The organism is Flavobacterium endophyticum (genome assembly GCF_003634455.1).
GTDB classification, from domain to species: Bacteria; Bacteroidota; Bacteroidia; order Flavobacteriales; family Flavobacteriaceae; genus Flavobacterium; species Flavobacterium endophyticum.
This window is the reverse complement of the sequence record NZ_RBLC01000001.1, coordinates 1,517,049-1,537,362: the sequence shown is the minus strand read 5'-3', so window position 1 is coordinate 1,537,362 and position 20,314 is coordinate 1,517,049. Positions and strand designations below refer to the sequence as shown.

Here is a 20,314-nt window from a genome sequence, read left to right as displayed (position 1 = left end):
TTAATTGGGTTAAGGTACAAAAAAAGCCTCTCATTTCTGAAAGGCTTAATTAATTTATTATTTCAAGCTTGCTATCGCTTTTTGGATTCGTCTTATTGTTTCTTCTTTTCCAATCAAACTAATGATGTCGAATAGGTGAGGGCCTTTTAAAGAACCCACTAAACTCAATCGAAGCGGTTGCATGATTTTGCCCATTCCGATTTCATTTTCAGTCATCCAGGCTTTAACTGTGTTTTCGACATTTTCTGTTGAAAAGTCTAAAGTATTTTCTAAAACAACAATCAATTTTTCCATTAATTCCGCTGTTTCTGGTTTCCAGTTTTTGGACGCTTTTTCATCATAAGATGTTGGTGCTTCGAAGAAAAATTCTGACAACTCCCAAAGTTCTGAAGCAAATGTCGCACGTTCTTTTACCAAACGAACCACTTCCGTTACAAACTCAATCGGTTTGTTAATTCCTTTTTCGACCAATATATGGGAAAGCTGGTGTGCCAAGACTTTATTGTCCGCTCTTTGGAAATACTGGTGGTTGAACCATTTGTTTTTCTCGGGATCGAATTTGGCTCCGGCTTTATGAACGCGTCCTAAGTCGAAAAGAGTTACTAATTCGTCAAGTGTAAACAATTCTTGGTCGGTTCCAGAACTCCAGCCTAATAATGCTAAAAAGTTGATAACAGCTTCTGGCAAGAATCCTTTTTCTCTATATCCTGAAGATATTTCGCCTGAGCTCGGATCTTTCCACTCCAAAGGAAATACAGGAAATCCAAGCTTGTCGCCATCTCTTTTTGATAATTTTCCATTTCCGACAGGTTTTAATATCAATGGCAAATGTGCAAATTCTGGAGCTTCCCAATTGAATGCTCTGTATAACAAAACGTGCAACGGCATTGAAGGCAACCATTCTTCCCCACGAATTACGTGTGATGTTTCCATCAAATGATCATCTACTATGTTTGCTAAATGGTAGGTTGGCATTCCGTCGCCCTTGAATAGCACTTTATCGTCTAAAAGATTGGTATCAAATTTCACTTCACCGCGAATCATATCATTCAAGTGCAAGATTTCATTTACCGGAGTTTTAAAACGGATTACATATTCTTCACCATCTGCAATTCGTTGCGCTGTTTTTTCAGCAGAATTAGTCAACGAATTGTCTAGCAGTTCACGATTTCCGTGGTTGTATATAAAAGTCTTTCCTTGTTCTTCTTCATTTTTACGCAATTGATCTAGATCTTCAGAACTATCAAAAGCATAATAAGCCCAACCCGATTTTACCAATTGGTCGGCATATTCTTTATACAAATGTTTTCTTTCGCTTTGGCGGTAAGGACCAAATTTTTCATTCTTTCCGACTGTTTCATCCGGAGCAATTCCAAGCCATTCTAAAGCTTCTAAAATATAAGCTTCAGCACCAGGAACAAAACGATTTTGGTCGGTGTCTTCTACACGAAGATAAAAAACGCCACCATGTTTTTTAGCAAACAGATAATTGAAAAGGGCAGTTCTTACGCCACCAATATGCAAAGGTCCTGTTGGACTTGGGGCAAAACGAACACGAATAGGTCTAGACATTTTAATAAATTTTGGTGCAAAGATACGATTTTAGTTAAATGTTGTCGGTTAGTCTATTTCAGTTTTGAGCAAAGTCTTTGCCTTAAATTACCTAACTGTCAACTAAAATCAGAGGCCTCAATTTTAACCTTTCATATTAATATAAATTATTACTTTTATCGGTTATAAAGAAACCATTCAAGATTTTGGAAAATAAAGCATTGATATACGACAAATTAGAAGCTTTCATCAAAAAGTTTTACACGAACGAACTCCTCAAAGGATTAATTTTCTTTGTTGGATTAGGATTGCTGTATTTGCTATTTACGCTATTTGTCGAATATTTCCTTTGGCTGAAACCTTTGGGAAGAACCATTTTGTTTTGGACATTTATCCTCGTGGAACTTTTTCTTTTGTTCCGATTTATACTATTTCCGCTCTTTAAATTATTCAAGCTTCAAAAAGGAATCAACTATGAAGAAGCATCCAGTATCATTGGAAATCATTTTTCGGAAGTTGATGATAAGCTGAAAAATTTTCTCCAATTATCAAACGATAAAAACCAGTCGGAATTACTACTAGCTTCAATTGACCAAAAAGCAAAAACTTTGAATCCGATTCCGTTTGGAAACGCTATAAATTTTAAAGGCAACATAAAATATCTACCTTGGGCAATTATTCCAATTTTGTTTTTTGCTTTCTTTTTGATATCAGGGAACAGCGATATGATTACGCAAAGCTTTAATAGGGTAGTGCGATATAACGAACGCTTCTCGCCGCCGGCTCCTTTTTCATTTTTGGTTACTAATCCATCTTTGCAGACAGAACAAGGAAATGATTTTGTATTACAGGTTAAATCACAAGGCAAAGTCGTTCCAGAAAATGCCATGATTTTTATTGAGGGCGAAAGCTATTTCATGGAAAGTACAAAGCCTGGCGTTTTTGAATACAAATTTACGAAGCCGGTCAAAAACATCAGCTTTCATATCGAAGCCAATGAAGTGAGCTCTAAAGATTATGAATTGGCCGTAGTAGCGGTTCCTACCATTGCTAATTTTGAAATGGTCTTGAATTTTCCATCGTATTTGAATAAGAAATCGGAAACAATTCAAGGTTCCGGAAATGCAATCGTCCCAGAAGGAACAAAAGTGACTTGGAAAGTAAGTACTTTGGCTACTAAATCAGTGGAATGGTCTGATTTAAAAAAGATTACGCCATTTTCAGCTAATGAAAATACATTTCAGATTACAAAAAGCATAAATCAGAATACCGAATATCAAATCTTGACTTCCAATGCTAAAGTAAAGCATTACGAAAAGCTCAATTATCAGATTTCTGTAATCAAAGATCAGTTCCCAACTATTGCTGTCAACAATGCTCCCGATAGTTTAAAGCTGAACCAAAATGTAATCGTCGGACAAGTTTCGGATGATAATGGTCTGTCAAAACTGCAGATTGTTTTTTATCCAAAAGGAAAAACGAATGAAGCTAAGAAAATGGGGCTTCCTGTAAAAAAGGATGTCTTCGATCAATTTATCTTTTCGTTTCCAGGACAGATTCCAGTGGAAGAAGGTGTTTCGTATGAGTACTATTTTGAGGTTTTTGATAATGATGCTTTGCACAATTACAAGTCTACTAAATCTTCAGTTTTTTCTGATAGATTGGCTACTGTTGAAGAGAAAGAAGAACAGAATCTGCAACAGCAAAATGAGAATATAAACAGCCTTGAAAAATCAGTTAAAAATCAAGATAAACAGTTATCAGAGCTAGACAAACTTCAAAAATTAGGCAAAGAAAAAACGAATCTAGAATTCAAAGATCAGCAAAAAGTAAATGAATTTATTCAGCGTCAAAAGCAGCAGGAGCAAATGATGAAAGAGTTTTCTAAGAAGATGGAAGACAACTTGGATAAGTTTAAGACCGACAAGAAAGATGAATTCAAAGAAGAATTGAAAGAACGCTTAGAAAAAGCCGAGAAGGAAATAGAAAAGAATGAAAAGCTTTTGGATGAGTTGCAAAAACTATCTGAAAAATTAAGAGAAGAAGAGCTTTTCGAAAAGATTGATAAGTTCAAACAAAGCTCTAAAAATCAAACCAAGAATTTAGAACAGTTGGTTGAACTGACAAAGAAATTTTATGTTGAAAAGAAAGCAGAACAGTTAGCAGATAAATTAGACAAGCTTTCAGAAAAACAAGAAGATTTGTCCAATAAAGACAAAGAGAATTCCACCGATAAGCAAGAAGAAATTAATAAAGAATTTGACAAAATTCAGAAGGAATTAGAGCAGCTTGAAAAGGACAATCAAGAATTAAAAAAACCGATTGATCTTCCAAAAGACGAGCAGACTGAGAAAAGTATTGATGAAGATTTAAAAAAAGCTTCTGATGAATTGAAGAAAGATCAGAAAGCTAAGGCCAAGCCTAAACAAAAAAGCGCCGCCCAGAAGATGAAAAAGATGAGCGGTAATATGATGGAAAGTATGGCTGGAGGTGAGATGGAACAGCTAGAAGAAGATGTCAAAATGTTACGTCAGATTTTGGATAATCTTTTAGCCTATTCTTTCTCACAAGAAGACCTGATGAAGAATTTTAAAGGCCTTAAAAAAGGGTCATTATCATTCAATAAAAACTTAAAAATACAGCAAGATTTAAAACAACAGTTCAAGCATGTTGATGATAGCCTTTTTGCGATGTCTTTGAGAAATCCAAAAATAGGTGAGAACATCACAACAGAAGTAGGTAATGTACACTATAACATCGATAAATCTCTTGAGAATTTATCTGAGGCACAAATTCCAAAAGGAGTTTCGCATCAACAATATGCAGTGGCTTCATCAAATAAATTAGCTGACTTTTTAAGTGAGATTCTGAACAATATGCAAATGCAGATGCAAATGTCTGGATCAGGTTCTGGCAAGCCAAAGCAAGGGCAGGGCGAGGGTATGCAACTTCCAGACATTATTCAGAAACAACAAGGCTTGGGCGAGAAGATGAAAGAAGGAATGAAGAAAGGTGAGAAGCCTGGCGATGGAAAAGAAGGTAGGGATGGAAAACCCGGTAAAGAAGGCAAAGGCAAAGACGGAAAGAAAGGTGCCAATGAAGGTGAAGGTGGCGAAGACGGAGAAGGCGATGCCGGCAAGGTGCTGGAGATTTATAAAGAACAGCAACGTCTTCGTGATGCATTGCAGAAAGCTTTAGAGAAAGAAGGCATGGGTGGTAACGGACAGAACGCTTTGAACCAGATGAAGCAGATTGAAAAAGATTTGCTGAATAAAGGTTTTAAAAATGAGACGCTCCAAAAGATGCTAAATCTGAAGCATGAATTACTGAAATTAGATAATGCTATCCAGCAGCAAGGAGAAGAGAAAAAGCGCCAATCACAAACAAACAAAAAGGACTATAATAACCAGACAAATGCTGTTTCTCCTGCCTTAAAGCAATATTTGAATAGTATTGAGATATTAAACAGACAAACACTACCTTTGCGGCCAAATTACAACCAAAAGGTTCAAGAATATTTTAGGAAAGATGATTAGTTTTAATTATGAAACCGATTTTGAATTATCAGATGAAACGGCTATTTCTGAATGGCTTTCCAATGTGATTCTTTCAGAGTCAAAGAAGGAAGGAGATATCAATTACATTTTCTGTGATGACGAATACCTGCATAAAATAAATGTTGAATATCTAGATCATGATACATTAACAGATATTATCAGTTTCGATTATAGCATAGGAAATGAGTTGCATGGCGATATTTTTGTTTCTGTTGAAAGAGTTGCTGACAATGCTAAGGATTTTAATGTAAGTTTTGATGAGGAATTAAAAAGAGTTCTTGTGCATGGTATATTGCATTATGCGGGGTACAAAGATAAATCGGAAGAAGACGAATTGAAGATGCGTCAAAAGGAAGACGAAAAGTTATTAATTTATAAAAGTAAGTCATGAGAGTTTTAATCGCTTCATTTATTTTTTTATTTTTATCTGGGAATGTTTTTTCTCAAACTTTTTCTCTAGATCCAACATTTTCTAATTTTTCTTCGGGCATTAATAATGAAATAAATGCTTCGGCTGTTCAAGAAGACGGTAAGATTTTAATTTGTGGTCCTTTTACTAGTTATGACGGGATCACAAGAAATAGGATTGCGAGATTAAATAGCGATGGAAGCTTGGACACTTCATTTGATGCTGGTGCAGGCCCTATTTCGCGATTAGGACTTCCTGGTACCATTGCAGCTATCGTGATTGATCCTAATGGAAAGATAATTGTTGCTGGAAATTTTAGCTCATTCAATGGTGTTTCTCGAAAAAGTATTGTGAGATTAAACAATGACGGTAGTGTTGATACTTCTTTAAATGTAACATTATTATTCGACATAAATGATCTACTTGCAGTACCTAATATAAGTAATGTTGTTGTTGATAATACGGGGAATATTTTTATTTCAGGAAGATTCGGATATAGAATCGGTACACAAACAAAATATGGTTTAGCAAAGGTTAATAATAGCGGAGTCTTAGACACTACTTTTAGTAATTTTTCTAATAATGCGACACCAAGCGATTGGATGGTTTTTTGCACCTATCTATTGCCCGACGGAAAGATGTTGATTTCAAGGTCGTCTAATCCATTTACTCCTGTTGCGAGATTAAACAGTGATGGGAGCTTAGATAATGCATTTGTTGTTTCTGATTTTTTCGGATTAATAAAAACTATCTATCCTACTGTTGATGGAGGCTATTTGTTGGGAGGTAGTGTGAGTAATAACCAAAATGGAAATCATATTTTAGTGAAGATTTTGTCTAATGGTAGATTTGATGGAAGTTTTCAAAAATATCCAGCAGCTGGTTCGAGTAGCATAAATGAAATCACTTCCATTGGGATCTATGACAATAAAATCTATATAGCTGGAAAGTTTTCTGACTATGGCGGAGCTAGTGGCTTAAATAATTTTGCAAGGCTTAATTTAGATGGGACACCTGACGAAATATTTAATATTGGAACGGGATTTGATGCAGATGTTAAATCTATGAGTAGGCTGACCGATAATAAAATTGTGCTTGCAGGTTCTTTCAGTGCTTTTAATACTAATCCAGTAAATAGAATATGTCGTTTGACCGAAAATAGTTTAGGAATAAAACCTTTGCTTTTTGATAAAGCAATGATTTATAATACAGCTGATTCTTTTAATGTTGTGTCTACCGGTTCAGAAATCAATTCTATACAAGTTTTTAGTGTTGATGGTAGGGAAGTTTTTGCTTCTGAGAATTACTTTTCGAAAAAGGTTTCAATTCCTTTTTTCAATGACTTGAGAAATGTTTATGTTTTTAGAATTACTTTTTCTAATGGTAATTCAGATGTCGTTAAAGCTGTTCGCTAATGTTCCACGTGAAACAATGGTAAACATCTTTCAAAAAATACAAATTTAGAATAACGTTCCACGTGGAACAAAACAAGATTTCAGTTTCTGAAATTGAAAAGGAGAAAATAAAATGTTTCAAGATACATACGATGTGATTGTTGTTGGAGCCGGACATGCTGGTTCAGAAGCCGCCGCGGCAGCGGCGAATTTGGGCTCAAAAACCTTATTGGTTACTATGAGCCTGCAGAACATCGCACAGATGTCCTGTAACCCTGCAATGGGCGGTATAGCCAAAGGACAAATCGTGAGAGAAATTGACGCTTTAGGCGGTTATTCCGGAATTGTTTCCGACAAAACAGCCATTCAATTCAAGATGCTCAACAAATCAAAAGGACCTGCGATGTGGTCGCCAAGAGTTCAGAGCGACAGAATGCGTTTTGCTGAAGAATGGCGATTGATGCTCGAAAGAACACCTAATCTTGATTTCTATCAAGAAATGGTCAATGGATTGATTATCGAAGATGGAAAGATAAAAGGAATCAAGACATCGCTTGGAATTGAAATCAAAGCCAAATCCGTTGTTCTGACCAATGGTACATTTTTGAACGGATTGATCCATATCGGAGAAAAACAATTTGGTGGAGGAAGAGCAGGAGAAGGAGCTGCTTACGGAATTACAGAAGATTTAGTTCGTGCTGGATTTACATCAGGTAGAATGAAAACAGGAACGCCTCCACGTGTGGATGGACGTTCACTTGATTATTCTAAGATGGAAGAACAGCCTGGTGATGCAATTCCTGATAAGTTCTCGTATTCGGATGAAACCAAGCCGCTGACGCACCAAAAATCGTGTCATATGACGTATACGTCGTTGCAAGTACATGATTTATTGCGTGAAGGTTTCGACCGTTCTCCAATGTTTAATGGAAGAATTCAGAGTCTTGGTCCAAGATATTGTCCGTCGATTGAAGATAAAATCAACCGTTTTGCAGATAAAGATAGGCACCAATTGTTTGTCGAGCCCGAAGGGTGGAATACGGTAGAAGTATACGTAAATGGATTTTCTACATCACTTCCTGAAGAAGTCCAATTTAAAGCGTTGCGTTCAGTAGTTGGTTTTGAAAATGTGAAATTCTTCCGTCCTGGTTATGCAATCGAATACGATTATTTCCCGCCGACGCAGTTAAAACACACGCTAGAAACAAAGCTTGTAGAAGGTTTGTATTTTGCCGGTCAGATTAATGGAACCACAGGTTATGAAGAAGCCGCTTCTCAAGGATTAATGGCGGGAATTAACGCGCATTTAAAAGTGCATGAAAAAGATCCTTTGATTTTACGAAGAGACGAAGCGTATATTGGCGTTTTAATCGATGACTTAATCACGAAAGGTACAGAAGAACCCTATCGAATGTTCACTTCGCGTGCAGAATACAGAACATTACTTCGTCAAGATAATGCGGATTTCAGATTAACTCCAATGTCTTATGAAATTGGATTGGCATCCGAAACACGTATGAGAAAAATGGAGAAGAAGCTAAAAGAATCAGAAGCGATTGTCAACTTCTTTAAAGAAACCAGCGTGACGGTAGCAGAAACAAATCCGATTCTTGAAGAAAAAGGTTCAGCGTTGATTTCGCAACCCGATAAAATGTTTAAAGTGTTTTCTCGTCCACAAATTGATTTAGATGATATTCTAAAATTTGAAAAAGTTGCAAAATACATCGAAGAAAACAATCTGGATAAAGAAGTACTCGAACAAGCCGAAATTCAAGTCAAGTATTCAGGCTATATTGAAAAAGAAAAAAATAACGCTGATAAGCTTACACGTTTGGAAGACGTAAAAATTCCGGAATCTTTCGATTATGATAAAATTAAATCATTGTCGCATGAAGCTCGTGAGAAATTTAAAAAGATTCGTCCGGTGACTTTATCACAGGCTTCTCGAATTAGCGGTGTGTCGCCAAGCGATATTTCTGTATTATTAATTCACATGGGAAGATAATATGTTTCACGTGGAACGAATTACTCAAAACCGCATTATCAAAGGAATCACTTCGATTCTTTTGATAATTTTTATTTTACAGAGTTGCATAGGAGCAAAGGCCGGCTATCAAATAGACGACTATTATATTGCTGAAAACGGAAAAGAAATTCTTGGTACAAAACCACTGAATGCATTTATCTTTGAAAATAATGTGACCAATCTTCCGTTTGAACAATTTCTAGCTATCAAGTACAAGCTAGACAATTATCTGACTAGAGAATTTTGGATTAATATCGATGGTGCCAGATATAAGATGATAGTTTATGAAAATTCAGAATTTGACAAATATTTCGGAATTTCTAATTTTGCAGCAAAGAACCAAGAGAATATTGCCAACATTGTTGGCGGACAGCCAAAATTTATTGCCATTTCAATGATTAGTGAATTTAACGAAGATTGTCTTTCGAATAAATCCATTTTACAAAACATGGCAACGACTTACCTCAAAAACCTCAAAGACGAATACATTCAAATTAAATAATGATTTCAACAAATCTCAAGCATTTCCAAACCGTAAAAGATAATTCTGTTTCAAAAGAAATTTTCGAATTGTTATATGATGAAAATTTAGATATGCTGGTGACTTCACCTCAGCCTGATGCAGCAAATCTATCGAGATATTACGAAAGCGAAGATTATATTTCGCATACTGATGGAAAACGCTCTCTTTTTGAAAAAGCATATCATTTTATAAAAAATATCGCTTTAAAAAATAAATTATCGCTGATTAATAATCTACAGGATAAAAAGGGAGCGCTTTTAGATATTGGTGCAGGCACAGGCGATTTTCTTTCGGTTGCAAAAAATAATGGTTGGAATGCTGTAGGAATTGAACCAAGCGAAAAAGCACGATCCATTGCAAATCAAAAAGGAGTAGAGTTGAAACTAAATACCTCTGATTTCGAAAATAATTCATTTGATATCATAACCATGTGGCATGTGCTCGAACATGTACCAAATTTGGAAGATCAGATTAAAGAATTAAAAAGACTGCTCAAGCCGAATGGTTCGATTATTATCGCGGTTCCAAATTTCAAATCGTATGATGCGAATCATTATAAAGAATTTTGGGCAGCTTATGATGTTCCAAGACATCTTTGGCATTTTTCAAAAACAGCTATTCGAAAATTATTTCAAAAAGAAAATATTGAGCTGGTAAAAATCTTGCCGATGAAATTCGACTCTTTTTATGTCAGCCTTCTTTCCGAAAAATATAAAACTGGAAAAATGAATTTTATAAAAGCATTTTTTGTCGGTTTGAAGTCAAATTGGAAAGCAAAGCGAAATTTTGAATATTCTTCACACATTTATGTGCTAAAAAGCGCTAAAAATAAAAATAAAAACACGTAATAGTTTATTTTCTGCCTAAACATCGAAATATATTACTTGTTCTAGAAAGCGCCTTAAAACGCTTTATTTGAATCCGATTTCAATAGTAATAATTTATATGCATTTTTAAAGCAATAAGTTAATTTTATAGTTAGGAAAAACATGGAAAATTAACACTTTAAGCATTTATAACTTTTTTTTCCTATTTTTGACCCCAATTAAAAAAGAACCTAATAGAATGAAAAAATCAATAGTAGCAATTGCAATTGCAATCTCATTATTTTCTTGCAACAAAGCTGAGGAAAAAGCAACATCTGAAAAAACAGCCTATATTGATACTGTAAAATTGATGGATGAATATACAGAGTCAAAAGATCTTCAGGCCAAATTCAAAGAAAAATCTGAAGTGATGGGAAGAGAACTTCAAAATGAAGTGAAAAAATTCCAAGATGAAGCTGATAATTTCCGTAGAAATGCACAAGCAAACGGACAAGAATGGGCACAAAGAAAAGGAGCAGAATTGCAGAAAAAAGAACAGCAATTAACGTATGCTCAGCAAGCTATGAGCCAGCAATTGCAACAAGAAGCCGCTGTAGAAAGAGATTCTGTTGTAAGTAAAGTAAGAAAATACATTAAAGAGTATGGTAAGAAAAACGGCTATACTTATATCTATGGAACTGGCGATGCAGCGACAATCCTGTATGCAAAAGATCAGTTAGATCTTACAGATAAAATCGTTAAGGAATTGAACGACAATTATAAAGCTCCAGCAAAAACCGAAGAAAAGGACGAAGCGAAAGCCGAAGAGAAAAAATAAAATCAATTAAATGCCTTCCGAAGTGAAGGCATTTTTTTTAGCATAATTATCCAAAATTGACTACTTTTCGATTTCGAAAAATATAAGCCAATGCACGAACTATCCGAAGAAGCAATCTACACGCTAAAATTCATCAACCAGACCCAGCGCTCTTTATTTCTGACAGGAAAAGCAGGTACCGGAAAAACGACGCTTTTGCGCGAAATCATCCGATCTACTCATAAGAATACTGTGGTTGTAGCTCCTACCGGAATAGCGGCTTTAAACGCTGGAGGCGTAACGATTCACTCGATGTTTCAGTTACCTTTTGCCGGATTTATACCAGAATATAACAAGGCTCCACACTTTTCCGACACTGTAAAATTCGAAACTAAAGATACGCTGAGGCGCCATTTTAGGATGGCTGGACCTAAAAAATCGGTTATCGTAAACATGGAATTACTGATAATCGATGAAGTCAGCATGCTTAGAGCCGATTTACTCGATGCTATTGACTTTACAATGAGGAGCATAAGAAGAAAAGACTTTCCTTTTGGCGGAGTGCAAGTTTTGTTTATTGGCGATCTGCTCCAGCTTCCGCCGGTAATCAGAAATGAAGAATGGGAAACGTTACGGAATTATTATAGGGGGAAATTCTTTTTCCATTCGCATGTTATGCAGCAATATCCGCCATTATACATAGAACTTTCAAAGATTTTCCGTCAGACGGACGATAAATTCATCTCAATCTTAAGCAATCTTCGCAATAACCAAATTGATTCTAAAGACATTAAGAACCTAAATCAGTACGTAAAGCCTGATTTTGACCTAAAGGAAAATAAGGGCTATATTACACTGACTACCCATAATGCAAAAGCCGATGCAATGAATATTCAATCATTAGCGGATTTGCAAGGAAAGGAAATGACATACCTGCCTGAAATTGTGGGCGATTTTCCAGAAAAAATTTTCCCTGTCGAAGAAAAGCTAAACCTCAAAATAGGAGCACAGATCATGTTCGTCAAAAATGATCTCTCGCTAGAAAAAAACTATTTCAACGGAAAGATGGGCATCATAAAATCCTTATCAGAACAAGAGATTTTAGTTCATTTTCCAGATGAAAACAAGACGATTGAAGTAGAGCGTTATGAATGGAAAAACATCCGATATCTTGTTAATCCAGATACGAAAGAAATTGATGAGGAAATTTTAGGAACATTTACGCACTATCCGATTAAATTAGCCTGGGCGATAACCGTTCATAAAAGTCAAGGACTGACATTTGATAAAGCTGCGCTTGACGTATCGCAAGTTTTCCTTCCTGGACAGGCGTATGTGGCGCTTTCGAGACTTCGTTCGTTAGAGGGGCTTATTTTGCTTTCTCCGCTGCAGATGAATGGCATTTCGAACGACCAAGATGTAGTGCAGTATTCAATGAATAAGGCTTCAGAAGATTTTCTTCAAACTTCATTGCAAAAAGAAACCACAAGTTTTGTCCATAATTATCTGAAAAACAGCTTTGATTGGAAAGAATTGGCCCAAGAGTGGCGCAACCACCAATACAGCTATAACGAAGATGCTGAAAAGTCAGAAAAGTCAAAGCACATGCAATGGGCAAAGCGGCAGGCAGAAACTATTGGATCTATTGTAGAACCGGCAGCAAAATTCATGCGTCAGCTGGACAAATTATTCTATGGCGAAGCATTTGATATCCAATTTGTTTTAGAAAGAATAAATGCAGCTCATGATTATTTCATGAAGCCTATGGATGCACTTGAGTATGAAATCTTATGGAAATTGGAAGAAGTGAAACGCGTCAAAAAAGCTAAAGCATTTTTCCAAGAACTTTATGCGTTAGAAGAACTGCAGACCAAGGCAATCTTGCGGCTTATGAAAGCCAAGCTGCTAATTGAAATTGTCGCTTCTGAACTTGAAATTTGCAAAGAAAATCTAGATTCGACCGAAATACGATCGTACAAATCGAAAAAATTAGAATCCATCAAAGAAGAATTCAAGAAAACTCATGCTACATTGGTGGAAGAAGATTATGAAGTAGAACGCTATGCACCTAAGAAAAAGGCTCAAAAAGAACCTAAAAAATCTACCGTCGAAGAAACGTATGAGTTGTGGCTTCAGAAGAATTCCTTGGCAGAAATTGCCGGTATTCGAAAGCTTACGCAGCAGACAGTCAGCAACCATTTTGCCAAATTAATCCAATCAGGAATGGTTTCCATATCAGACATTCTTCCGGAAGATAAAATTCGTGAGCTGGCCAAAGCTTTTGACGGTTACGACGAAGAGTCTCTCAACGAACTGAAAGAAAAATACGGAAATAAATTTACTTGGGACGAGCTGAAATTGTTTAAGGCTTCGCTGTAATTATTGCATGTAAAATACGCCTAAAATAGCAGGAACAAAATAAATAGCAATTGTCCTAGCACCGTCATAATCTTTTGCGATTCTTTGTCCGAAAAGCAAGAAAATCAAGGTAACAGCAGAAACAACAGAACCGTAAAAGCCAAACGTCGTTTTGCCGTTCACTAGCATCTCGACGATACCCGCAACACAAAGAATTCCTGCGATTATTTCTAGAACTAAAATAAGCATCAAGGATTGTGGCACGGTATTTTTGATGAATGTTTTTTCAAAATGACCTTTGAGCCAGCCTACGTTTCCTTGCCAGTCAATTACCTTATCATAGCCTGATTGTAAAAAGGTTACGGCTAAAAATACCAAAATTAAAATAGAAGCAGTGTTGTTCATAATGCTATTTTTTATGGATTAATCGTGTCAGTTTAATAGATAGATCGGTGAGGATAATCTTAGCATTTCCGTTGCGTTCAATGTGATAGACAGCATCGGAAAGCTCTTTAAATATGTCGTTAATATTGTTGCCGTTTACGAATGGCGCAAAATTTTCCAGCTTGAATTTCTCCACTTTGGGTTCCATGTAAACAAGGCTTGTCGTTTGATAATTCAGCAATAAGGCCTGGCGGAACATTTCGATACAAAAATGCAAAAATTTCTTTTGCGCTTCACGTCCCAAGCCGGCAATCTGTTCGCTCCAAGAAATCAAGTCATTGATCGCGGCAGCGTTTCCTTTTGCCCTAAAAGCAGCTCTAACCCACAACACAAACCATTGCTCAAAAGGTTGTTCTTCGCTGTCTTCATAGAGTAAATGCAATGCCTTGCTGAAATTTCCTTGAGCTTGGTGCGCGATTTTTTTTGCTTCACGCAAATCCATATTTTCACGTGAAACCAAAGCATTGGCAATTATATTTTCATGGATTCCATTGAAATGCAAAACCTGGCAACGGGAACGGATCGTCTGGATGATAGATTCTTCATCTTCAGAAATCAAGATAAAAAGCGTTCTTTCAGGCGGTTCTTCCAGAATTTTCAAAAGTTTGTTGGAAGCCTCGATATTCATCTTATCGGCCATCCAGACAATCATAATCTTATAGCCACCTTCGTATGACTTCAACGACAGTGATTTCAATACTTCCTGTGCGTCTTCAACACGAATTAGCCCCTGTTTGTTTTGGACGCCTAGGTATTTATACCAGTCGAACAATCCGCCGTATGGATTTTCGAGCAAAAATTGGCGCCAATCGGCTATGAAGTCTAGGCTTTTAGGTTTTGACTTCACATCGTCGGTTGAAACAGTTGGGTAGATGAAATGCAGATCAGGATGCGAAATATTATTGAATTTCACATTACAAGCTTCATTTTCGCCTTGATTTTCTCCTCCAGAATTTTTGCACAAGACATACTGAGCATACGCCAAAGCCATGGGCAAAGTACCGCAACCTTCTGGGCCAACAAACAATTGAGCGTGCGGAATCCTTCCGGCATCAGCGCTTTTCGTAAGATGACTTTTGATATGTTCTTGTCCTAGGATTTCTGAAAATAGCATGGAGCAAATATAGGAGAAAAAAGGTGAAGAGCGGGCAGACCTATAAAAATCTAAAAAGTCGCGATTTTATAAACTGTTCTTCAAATCTTTAAACAAAAATACCTCGTTGTGCATGTTTATGGAACCGCGTCTAGGCCTGTCCAAATCTAAAGTGATGTAGATGACGATAGAAGTCAAAAGGCAAAATCCCAAGATATAAAATTTGTCAATCTTCTTCTTAAAACCAGAGCTATAACCGATATAGAAAGAGATAATCACGGAGAAAATCAACAATAGATATACGATCGATTCTGGAACATTAGAATTATAAGCAGCATTGGCAGTTGAAGCAGAGTCAAACATGCTATTTAGAGCCGGAAGCATCATGTTAGAGGGCAAAAACAATTCTTTGTCTTTGGAATAAGAGGCGGCTCTAGTCCATAATTTTTGGCTGATAACGGCTGATGTGGCAAGAGCTTTATTAATTTTTGCATCATCTCTGTCGGATTCAAAATAAGAAACTCGAGAATCCAAATAGCTGCTAAAATCTATTTTAAATGCTTTTTTTAAACTATCCGGATAAGTATCTGCTCGCAAAATTGCTGTTCCGATACAATTGGATTCGTCAATAAGGCTGGCTTTTCGATTTTCATACCTTGAACCCGACATTCCGAAAGTGAAAGCCAAAATCAAAGCCAGCAAACCTAGCAATGATGACAAAATGCCAGAATTATCAGAATCTGTTTTTGTTTTTTTAACTCCAAACCGATAACCAAGATTAATTGCGAGAAGCATTGCAAAAAATAAAAAGATGACAATATATTTTGCATCGAGATCAAATAAAAAGGAATGTTTCATACGTTTGAAAGAATTGATTATTTTTTTGATAATGAGGAACAAAAGGTATAATTCTACTTTTAGAAGCGTAGGCGAATTTTAATAAGAAATAAATGTACAAAATTTTCAAATCCAAATTTGTTGAGCCGGATTTTAGCCAATTATAACGTTTTCGCTAATAATTTAGGCTTATTTTAAATGTTTTGATATTTTTTAGTTCGTTAAAAATCATATATTTGTGAATCCAATAAAAAAATCCACTAAAAGATACTACAATGAAAACTTTGAATGACTTCAATTTCAACCATAAAAAAGCATTAATCAGAGTCGATTTTAACGTTCCTCTAGATGACAATTTTAAAGTGACGGATGCGACTCGAATTGAAGCGGCAAAGCCAACAATAGATAAAATTCTTGCTGATGGCGGAAGCGTGATTTTAATGTCACACCTAGGCAGACCTAAAGGAAAAGAATCTAAATATTCTCTACAACATATTCTTGACAAGACTTCGGAAGTCCTTGGCAAAAAAGTAAAGTTTGCTGAAGACTGTATTGGTCCTGTAGCTGAAGAAGCATCGAAAAATTTACAGCCAGGAGAAATCTTGTTGCTGGAAAATCTTCGTTTTTATTCAGAAGAAGAAGCTGGAGATATTGATTTTTCAAAAAAACTCGCTTCGCTTGGAGATATTTATGTGAACGATGCCTTCGGAACTGCACACAGAGCGCATGCATCGACAACAATTATCGCACAGTTTTTTCCTAATGACAAATGTTTCGGAACGTTATTGGCTAAAGAAATTGAGAGCTTGAATAAAGTCTTGAAAAATTCCGAAAAGCCTGTGACTGCTGTTTTAGGAGGATCGAAAGTTTCTTCAAAAATCACGGTTATCGAAAACATCCTTGATAAAGTAGATCATATGATTATTGGCGGAGGGATGACTTTTACGTTTATCAAAGCGTTGGGCGGAAAAATAGGCGATTCGATTTGCGAAGACGATAAATTAGAACTGGCACTTGAGATTTTGGAGAAAGCAAAAGAAAAAAATGTAGAAATTCATCTTCCAGTGGATGTTATAGCAGCCAATGCTTTTTCTAATGATGCTGAAACACAAGTCGTAAATGTAAATGAAATTCCTGACGGCTGGCAAGGCCTTGATGCTGGACCTGAATCATTAGAGCGTTTCAAAAAAGTAATCCTTGAATCAAAAACAATTTTATGGAACGGACCGTTAGGCGTTTTTGAGATGGAAAAATTTGCAAATGGAACCATCTCTTTAGGAGAATTTATTGCCGAAGCTACTCAAAAAGGCGCTTTTTCTCTTGTTGGAGGAGGCGATTCTGTTGCAGCCGTAAAACAATTCGGATTAGAGCCTAAAATGAGCTATGTTTCTACTGGTGGCGGGGCAATGCTTGAAATGCTTGAAGGCAAATCATTGCCTGGAATTGATGCGATACTACGTTAAAAAACAATTTTTTTATACTAAACCTTTTAAAAATTAGTTATAAAAAGTTAAGTTTGCAATATGTATAATTATTTGAAATATAATAAGTTATAATTCCCTATTATGAATAAAACAAAAATAACACTACTTTTAGTACCCTTTTTCTCTTTAAATATTCTTGCGCAAGATGCCGTTTCGCAAGAGATCACACCACAAATTATTACTCCGAAATTATCTGTTTTAGACTCTATAAAAAGCACATTTGTCGATCATGAAGTTGCTTCTTGCGTCGATAAGGAATGGATGGATGAATTGACAAATCAAGACCTTTTCAAAGAAATGGAATTTGATATTGCCAATATCAATCCGGATGAAAAAGTGGATTACGATTTGTCTACCGATTTATTGAAAGCGCGTTTGAAAGAAATGGATGCGAAATCTCCTTTCAACATAGAATACAATCAGGGGTTGGAAAACATCATCAAGTCGTTCTTGAAAAACAGAAAGAGATCCTATGAAAGATTGATGGCGATTTCAGAATATTACTTCCCGATGTTTGAAGCCGCTCTTGCCAAATACGACGTTCCGTTAGAAATTAAATACCTCGCTGTTGTAGAATCTGCTTTGAATCCTCATGCAAAATCAAGAGTAGGAGCGACAGGGCTTTGGCAGTTTATGTTTGCTACCGGAAAACAATACAATCTTGATGTTTCTTCTTATGTCGATGAAAGGAGTGATCCTTTGAAAGCGACGGAAGCGGCTTGCCAATACCTTTCCAACATGTATAAAATATTTGGTGATTGGGATCTGGTTTTGGCTTCGTATAATGCCGGTCCTGGAAACGTTTCTAAAGCAATCAGACGTTCTGGAGGCCAGCAAAATTACTGGAACATCAGAAAAAATCTTCCAAAAGAAACGCAAGGATATGTTCCGGCTTTCTTAGCGACAATGTATATTTACGAATACCATAAAGAACACGGAATTGAGCCAAAAAGAGCCGCTATCAGCTATTTTGCTACCGATACGGTAATGGTGAAACGTGAGATGACCTTCAAGCAAATTTCTGATTTATTGGACATTCCGGAATCACAAATCAAACTTTTGAATCCTGGGTATAAATTAGATGTCGTTCCAAGCATCAAAGGGAAAAACAGCTACTTGAGACTACCGCTTCCAAAAATTGCCGTTTTCACGTCTAATGAAGACAAGATTTATGCGTATGCGAAAATTGAAGACGATAAAAGAGAAAAACCTTTTTTCTCTAAAAAACAAAATGTTCCAGCAATCACTCAGACAGAAACAGCTATTGCTTCTACAGAAGCTAGAAGCCCATATGTAGATTATTCTGATGAGCCAGAAATCGTAAAAGGAAGCAAATTAGTTACCAAGACAAAATACCATAAGGTTAGGAAAGGCGATAATATTGGCGAGATTTCTCAAAAATATGGCGTTTCAGTTTCTGAAATCAAAAAATGGAACCGTCTTAAAAATAACAACGTAATGCTTGGTGCCAACCTTAAAATCGTGACTAGCGAAAGAGTGGCTACAACTTCAGTAAAGAAAACAGCTAAACCTGCTGTAAAAACTAAAGATACTACAGAAACAGCTATTGCTGCTGTTGAAAAACAAGAAGCAAAATCTAAAGAAGCTGTTCTTGAAGACAATGATAACAAAGAAGCAAACGAATCAGAATTTTATGTTGTTCAAAAAGGCGATAACCTAAATGCCATTGCTAAGAAATATGGCGTGACAGTTGCCGAAATTAAAGAATGGAACAATCTAGAAGACACCAATGTTCTTTCTGGTAGTAAGCTAAAATTAATCAAGAATGAAAATGCTCCGGTTATCGAAACAAAAGCCGAAAAAGCACAACAACAAATCGCATCTTCATCAAAAGTACACCAATATTTAGTTCAAAAAGGAGACTCTCTTTTCAGCATTGCTAAAAAATATCCAGGAGTTACCGTTGAAAATATCAAAAAATGGAATGATATTAGCAACGAAAACATCAAACCTGGAATGAAGCTTAAAATCCAAGGATAATCTTCCTTGGATTTTAGCTTTTCCATTGCAAAAAGCAACACAATGAAAAAGCTATTGCTCTTATTTTTAGTAACTCTTGCCTTTTCCTGCAATCAAAAAGAAGAAAAAATTTCCGATAAGCAATCTATCGGAAACACAAATTCGCTTTCTGTTTTTATTGATGACAAGCTCTGGATAGGAGAAATAGGAGACACGATCCGGAAAAAATTTGCGGCTCCAGTTGACGGACTTCCGCAAGAAGAACCGCTTTTTACTATCAATCAATATCCACTTCACGCTTTCGAAGGCACTTTGGCCAAAAACAGGAATATCCTCTATATAAAAAAAGAGGCTCGGAATGTATTTGACATTTCCGAAAATCAGTATGCCGTTCCTCAAAACCTTATCCGTATTTCCGGAAATACTACGGCCATGATTATTGACCATCTCGAAAAAAATGCTTCTGCAATAATTGCATTGATGCAGCAGACCGAAATCGAAGTGAGCCAAAAGACCATCCAGAAATCAGTGATGGATGCTAAAAAGCTGAAAGAAAAATTCAATATTTCGCTGCAGGTGCCTAAAGCATTTCGGGCAGTTCTTGAAAAAGACAAGTTTTTGTGGCTGAAGAAAGAAATCCAGAGCGGCAATTCCAGCATCTTGATTTACCAGATACCGTTGCATTGCATCAAAAAAAATGACGAGGCAATCAACAATATCGTCAAGATTCGCGATTCGATTGGCGGTCTTTATATCCACGGCACGACGGAAAACTCACAAATGGTTACAGAAGATTCCTATTCACCCTATCTTTTAAACACCACTTTGGACGGCATGAAGGCCTATCAAACCAAAGGAAATTGGGAATTACGAAACGACACGATGTCGGGACCTTTTATCAATTACAGCATCATTGACGAAAAGAATAACAGGATTCTTATAATCGAAGGATTTTGCTACGCACCGTCTACGCCGCAAAGAGATTTGATGCACGAATTGGAGTCGATAATCAAAAGTATTAAAATTTTAAAATAA

The 20,314-nt window shown here is 36.3% G+C and carries 15 protein-coding genes; 11 read left to right on the top strand and 4 right to left on the bottom strand.

Annotation, left to right across the window (positions count from 1 at the left end):
• Positions 1-57 precede the first annotated feature (57 nt).
• Positions 58-1,572 (bottom strand): glutamate--tRNA ligase, encoded by a 1,515-nt coding sequence (gltX, locus tag CLV94_RS06995; RefSeq protein WP_121375695.1) that lies wholly within the window; start codon positions 1,570-1,572, stop codon positions 58-60.
• A gap of 185 nt (positions 1,573-1,757) precedes the next feature.
• Between gltX and CLV94_RS06990 the strand changes: the two genes are divergently transcribed.
• From CLV94_RS06990 to CLV94_RS06955, 8 genes are all read left to right on the top strand, one after another.
• On the top strand, positions 1,758-5,087 hold the full coding sequence (locus CLV94_RS06990; protein ID WP_121375694.1) for a DUF4175 family protein: 3,330 nt from the start codon (positions 1,758-1,760) through the stop codon (positions 5,085-5,087).
• A complete protein-coding gene (gene ybeY / locus CLV94_RS06985; protein ID WP_121375693.1) occupies positions 5,080-5,499 on the top strand; it encodes an rRNA maturation RNase YbeY in 420 nt (139 codons plus the stop codon). The genes CLV94_RS06990 and ybeY overlap by 8 nt, the downstream gene beginning before the upstream one ends.
• Positions 5,496-6,932 carry a hypothetical protein gene (locus CLV94_RS06980; RefSeq protein WP_121375692.1) on the top strand — a complete coding sequence of 479 codons (1,437 nt, stop codon included), beginning with the start codon at positions 5,496-5,498 and terminating at the stop codon, positions 6,930-6,932. Before ybeY ends, CLV94_RS06980 begins: the two co-directional genes overlap by 4 nt.
• A 112-nt stretch (positions 6,933-7,044) precedes the next feature.
• On the top strand, positions 7,045-8,916 hold the full coding sequence (gene mnmG, locus CLV94_RS06975; RefSeq protein WP_121375691.1) for a tRNA uridine-5-carboxymethylaminomethyl(34) synthesis enzyme MnmG: 1,872 nt from the start codon (positions 7,045-7,047) through the stop codon (positions 8,914-8,916).
• 10 nt (positions 8,917-8,926) lie between these two features.
• The gene (locus tag CLV94_RS06970; protein WP_147406603.1) at positions 8,927-9,439 is read left to right on the top strand and encodes a hypothetical protein; all 513 of its coding nucleotides are present in this window, start codon (positions 8,927-8,929) and stop codon (positions 9,437-9,439) included.
• Entirely contained in the window at positions 9,439-10,308 is an 870-nt protein-coding gene (locus CLV94_RS06965) for a class I SAM-dependent methyltransferase (protein WP_121375689.1), read from the top strand. Before CLV94_RS06970 ends, CLV94_RS06965 begins: the two co-directional genes overlap by 1 nt.
• 217 nt (positions 10,309-10,525) lie before the next feature.
• On the top strand, positions 10,526-11,104 hold the full coding sequence (locus CLV94_RS06960; protein ID WP_121375688.1) for an OmpH family outer membrane protein: 579 nt from the start codon (positions 10,526-10,528) through the stop codon (positions 11,102-11,104).
• Positions 11,105-11,194: 90 nt separating this feature from the next.
• Entirely contained in the window at positions 11,195-13,462 is a 2,268-nt protein-coding gene (locus CLV94_RS06955) for a helix-turn-helix domain-containing protein (protein ID WP_121375687.1), read from the top strand.
• On the opposite strand, the gene CLV94_RS06950 is transcribed toward CLV94_RS06955, so the two are convergent.
• The 3 genes from CLV94_RS06950 to CLV94_RS06940 all read right to left on the bottom strand — a co-directional run bounded on the left by CLV94_RS06950 (position 13,463) and on the right by CLV94_RS06940 (position 15,836).
• Positions 13,463-13,846, bottom strand: coding sequence for a DoxX family membrane protein (locus tag CLV94_RS06950; protein WP_121375686.1), 384 nt, complete (start codon positions 13,844-13,846; stop codon positions 13,463-13,465).
• 4 nt (positions 13,847-13,850) lie between these two features.
• Positions 13,851-14,999 (bottom strand): DNA polymerase III subunit, encoded by a 1,149-nt coding sequence (locus CLV94_RS06945; RefSeq protein ID WP_121375685.1) that lies wholly within the window; start codon positions 14,997-14,999, stop codon positions 13,851-13,853.
• A 66-nt stretch (positions 15,000-15,065) separates the two neighbouring features.
• Positions 15,066-15,836 carry a hypothetical protein gene (locus CLV94_RS06940; RefSeq protein WP_147406602.1) on the bottom strand — a complete coding sequence of 257 codons (771 nt, stop codon included), beginning with the start codon at positions 15,834-15,836 and terminating at the stop codon, positions 15,066-15,068.
• Between the two features lie 254 nt (positions 15,837-16,090).
• Between CLV94_RS06940 and CLV94_RS06935 the strand changes: the two genes are divergently transcribed.
• From CLV94_RS06935 to CLV94_RS06925, 3 genes are all read left to right on the top strand, one after another.
• The gene (locus CLV94_RS06935) at positions 16,091-17,278 is read left to right on the top strand and encodes a phosphoglycerate kinase (RefSeq protein ID WP_121375683.1); all 1,188 of its coding nucleotides are present in this window, start codon (positions 16,091-16,093) and stop codon (positions 17,276-17,278) included.
• A gap of 102 nt (positions 17,279-17,380) precedes the next feature.
• Entirely contained in the window at positions 17,381-19,300 is a 1,920-nt protein-coding gene (locus CLV94_RS06930) for a LysM peptidoglycan-binding domain-containing protein (protein ID WP_121375682.1), read from the top strand.
• A gap of 42 nt (positions 19,301-19,342) precedes the next feature.
• Positions 19,343-20,314: a DUF4837 family protein gene (locus CLV94_RS06925; protein ID WP_121375681.1), complete on the top strand. Its 972-nt coding sequence runs from the start codon at positions 19,343-19,345 to the stop codon at positions 20,312-20,314.

What these genes read in the sequence shown, in the direction of transcription:
- gltX (WP_121375695.1), bottom strand. Translation starts at nt 1,572, where the DNA reads ATGTCTAGACCTATTCGTGTTCGTTTTGCCCCAAGTCCAACAGGACCT.
- ybeY (WP_121375693.1), top strand. Translation starts at nt 5,080, where the DNA reads ATGATTAGTTTTAATTATGAAACCGATTTTGAATTATCAGATGAAACG.
- CLV94_RS06980 (WP_121375692.1), top strand. Translation starts at nt 5,496, where the DNA reads ATGAGAGTTTTAATCGCTTCATTTATTTTTTTATTTTTATCTGGGAAT.
- mnmG (WP_121375691.1), top strand. Translation starts at nt 7,045, where the DNA reads ATGTTTCAAGATACATACGATGTGATTGTTGTTGGAGCCGGACATGCT.
- CLV94_RS06965 (WP_121375689.1), top strand. Translation starts at nt 9,439, where the DNA reads ATGATTTCAACAAATCTCAAGCATTTCCAAACCGTAAAAGATAATTCT.
- CLV94_RS06960 (WP_121375688.1), top strand. Translation starts at nt 10,526, where the DNA reads ATGAAAAAATCAATAGTAGCAATTGCAATTGCAATCTCATTATTTTCT.
- CLV94_RS06955 (WP_121375687.1), top strand. Translation starts at nt 11,195, where the DNA reads ATGCACGAACTATCCGAAGAAGCAATCTACACGCTAAAATTCATCAAC.
- CLV94_RS06950 (WP_121375686.1), bottom strand. Translation starts at nt 13,846, where the DNA reads ATGAACAACACTGCTTCTATTTTAATTTTGGTATTTTTAGCCGTAACC.
- CLV94_RS06945 (WP_121375685.1), bottom strand. Translation starts at nt 14,999, where the DNA reads ATGCTATTTTCAGAAATCCTAGGACAAGAACATATCAAAAGTCATCTT.
- CLV94_RS06940 (WP_147406602.1), bottom strand. Translation starts at nt 15,836, where the DNA reads ATGAAACATTCCTTTTTATTTGATCTCGATGCAAAATATATTGTCATC.
- CLV94_RS06935 (WP_121375683.1), top strand. Translation starts at nt 16,091, where the DNA reads ATGAAAACTTTGAATGACTTCAATTTCAACCATAAAAAAGCATTAATC.
- CLV94_RS06930 (WP_121375682.1), top strand. Translation starts at nt 17,381, where the DNA reads ATGAATAAAACAAAAATAACACTACTTTTAGTACCCTTTTTCTCTTTA.
- CLV94_RS06925 (WP_121375681.1), top strand. Translation starts at nt 19,343, where the DNA reads ATGAAAAAGCTATTGCTCTTATTTTTAGTAACTCTTGCCTTTTCCTGC.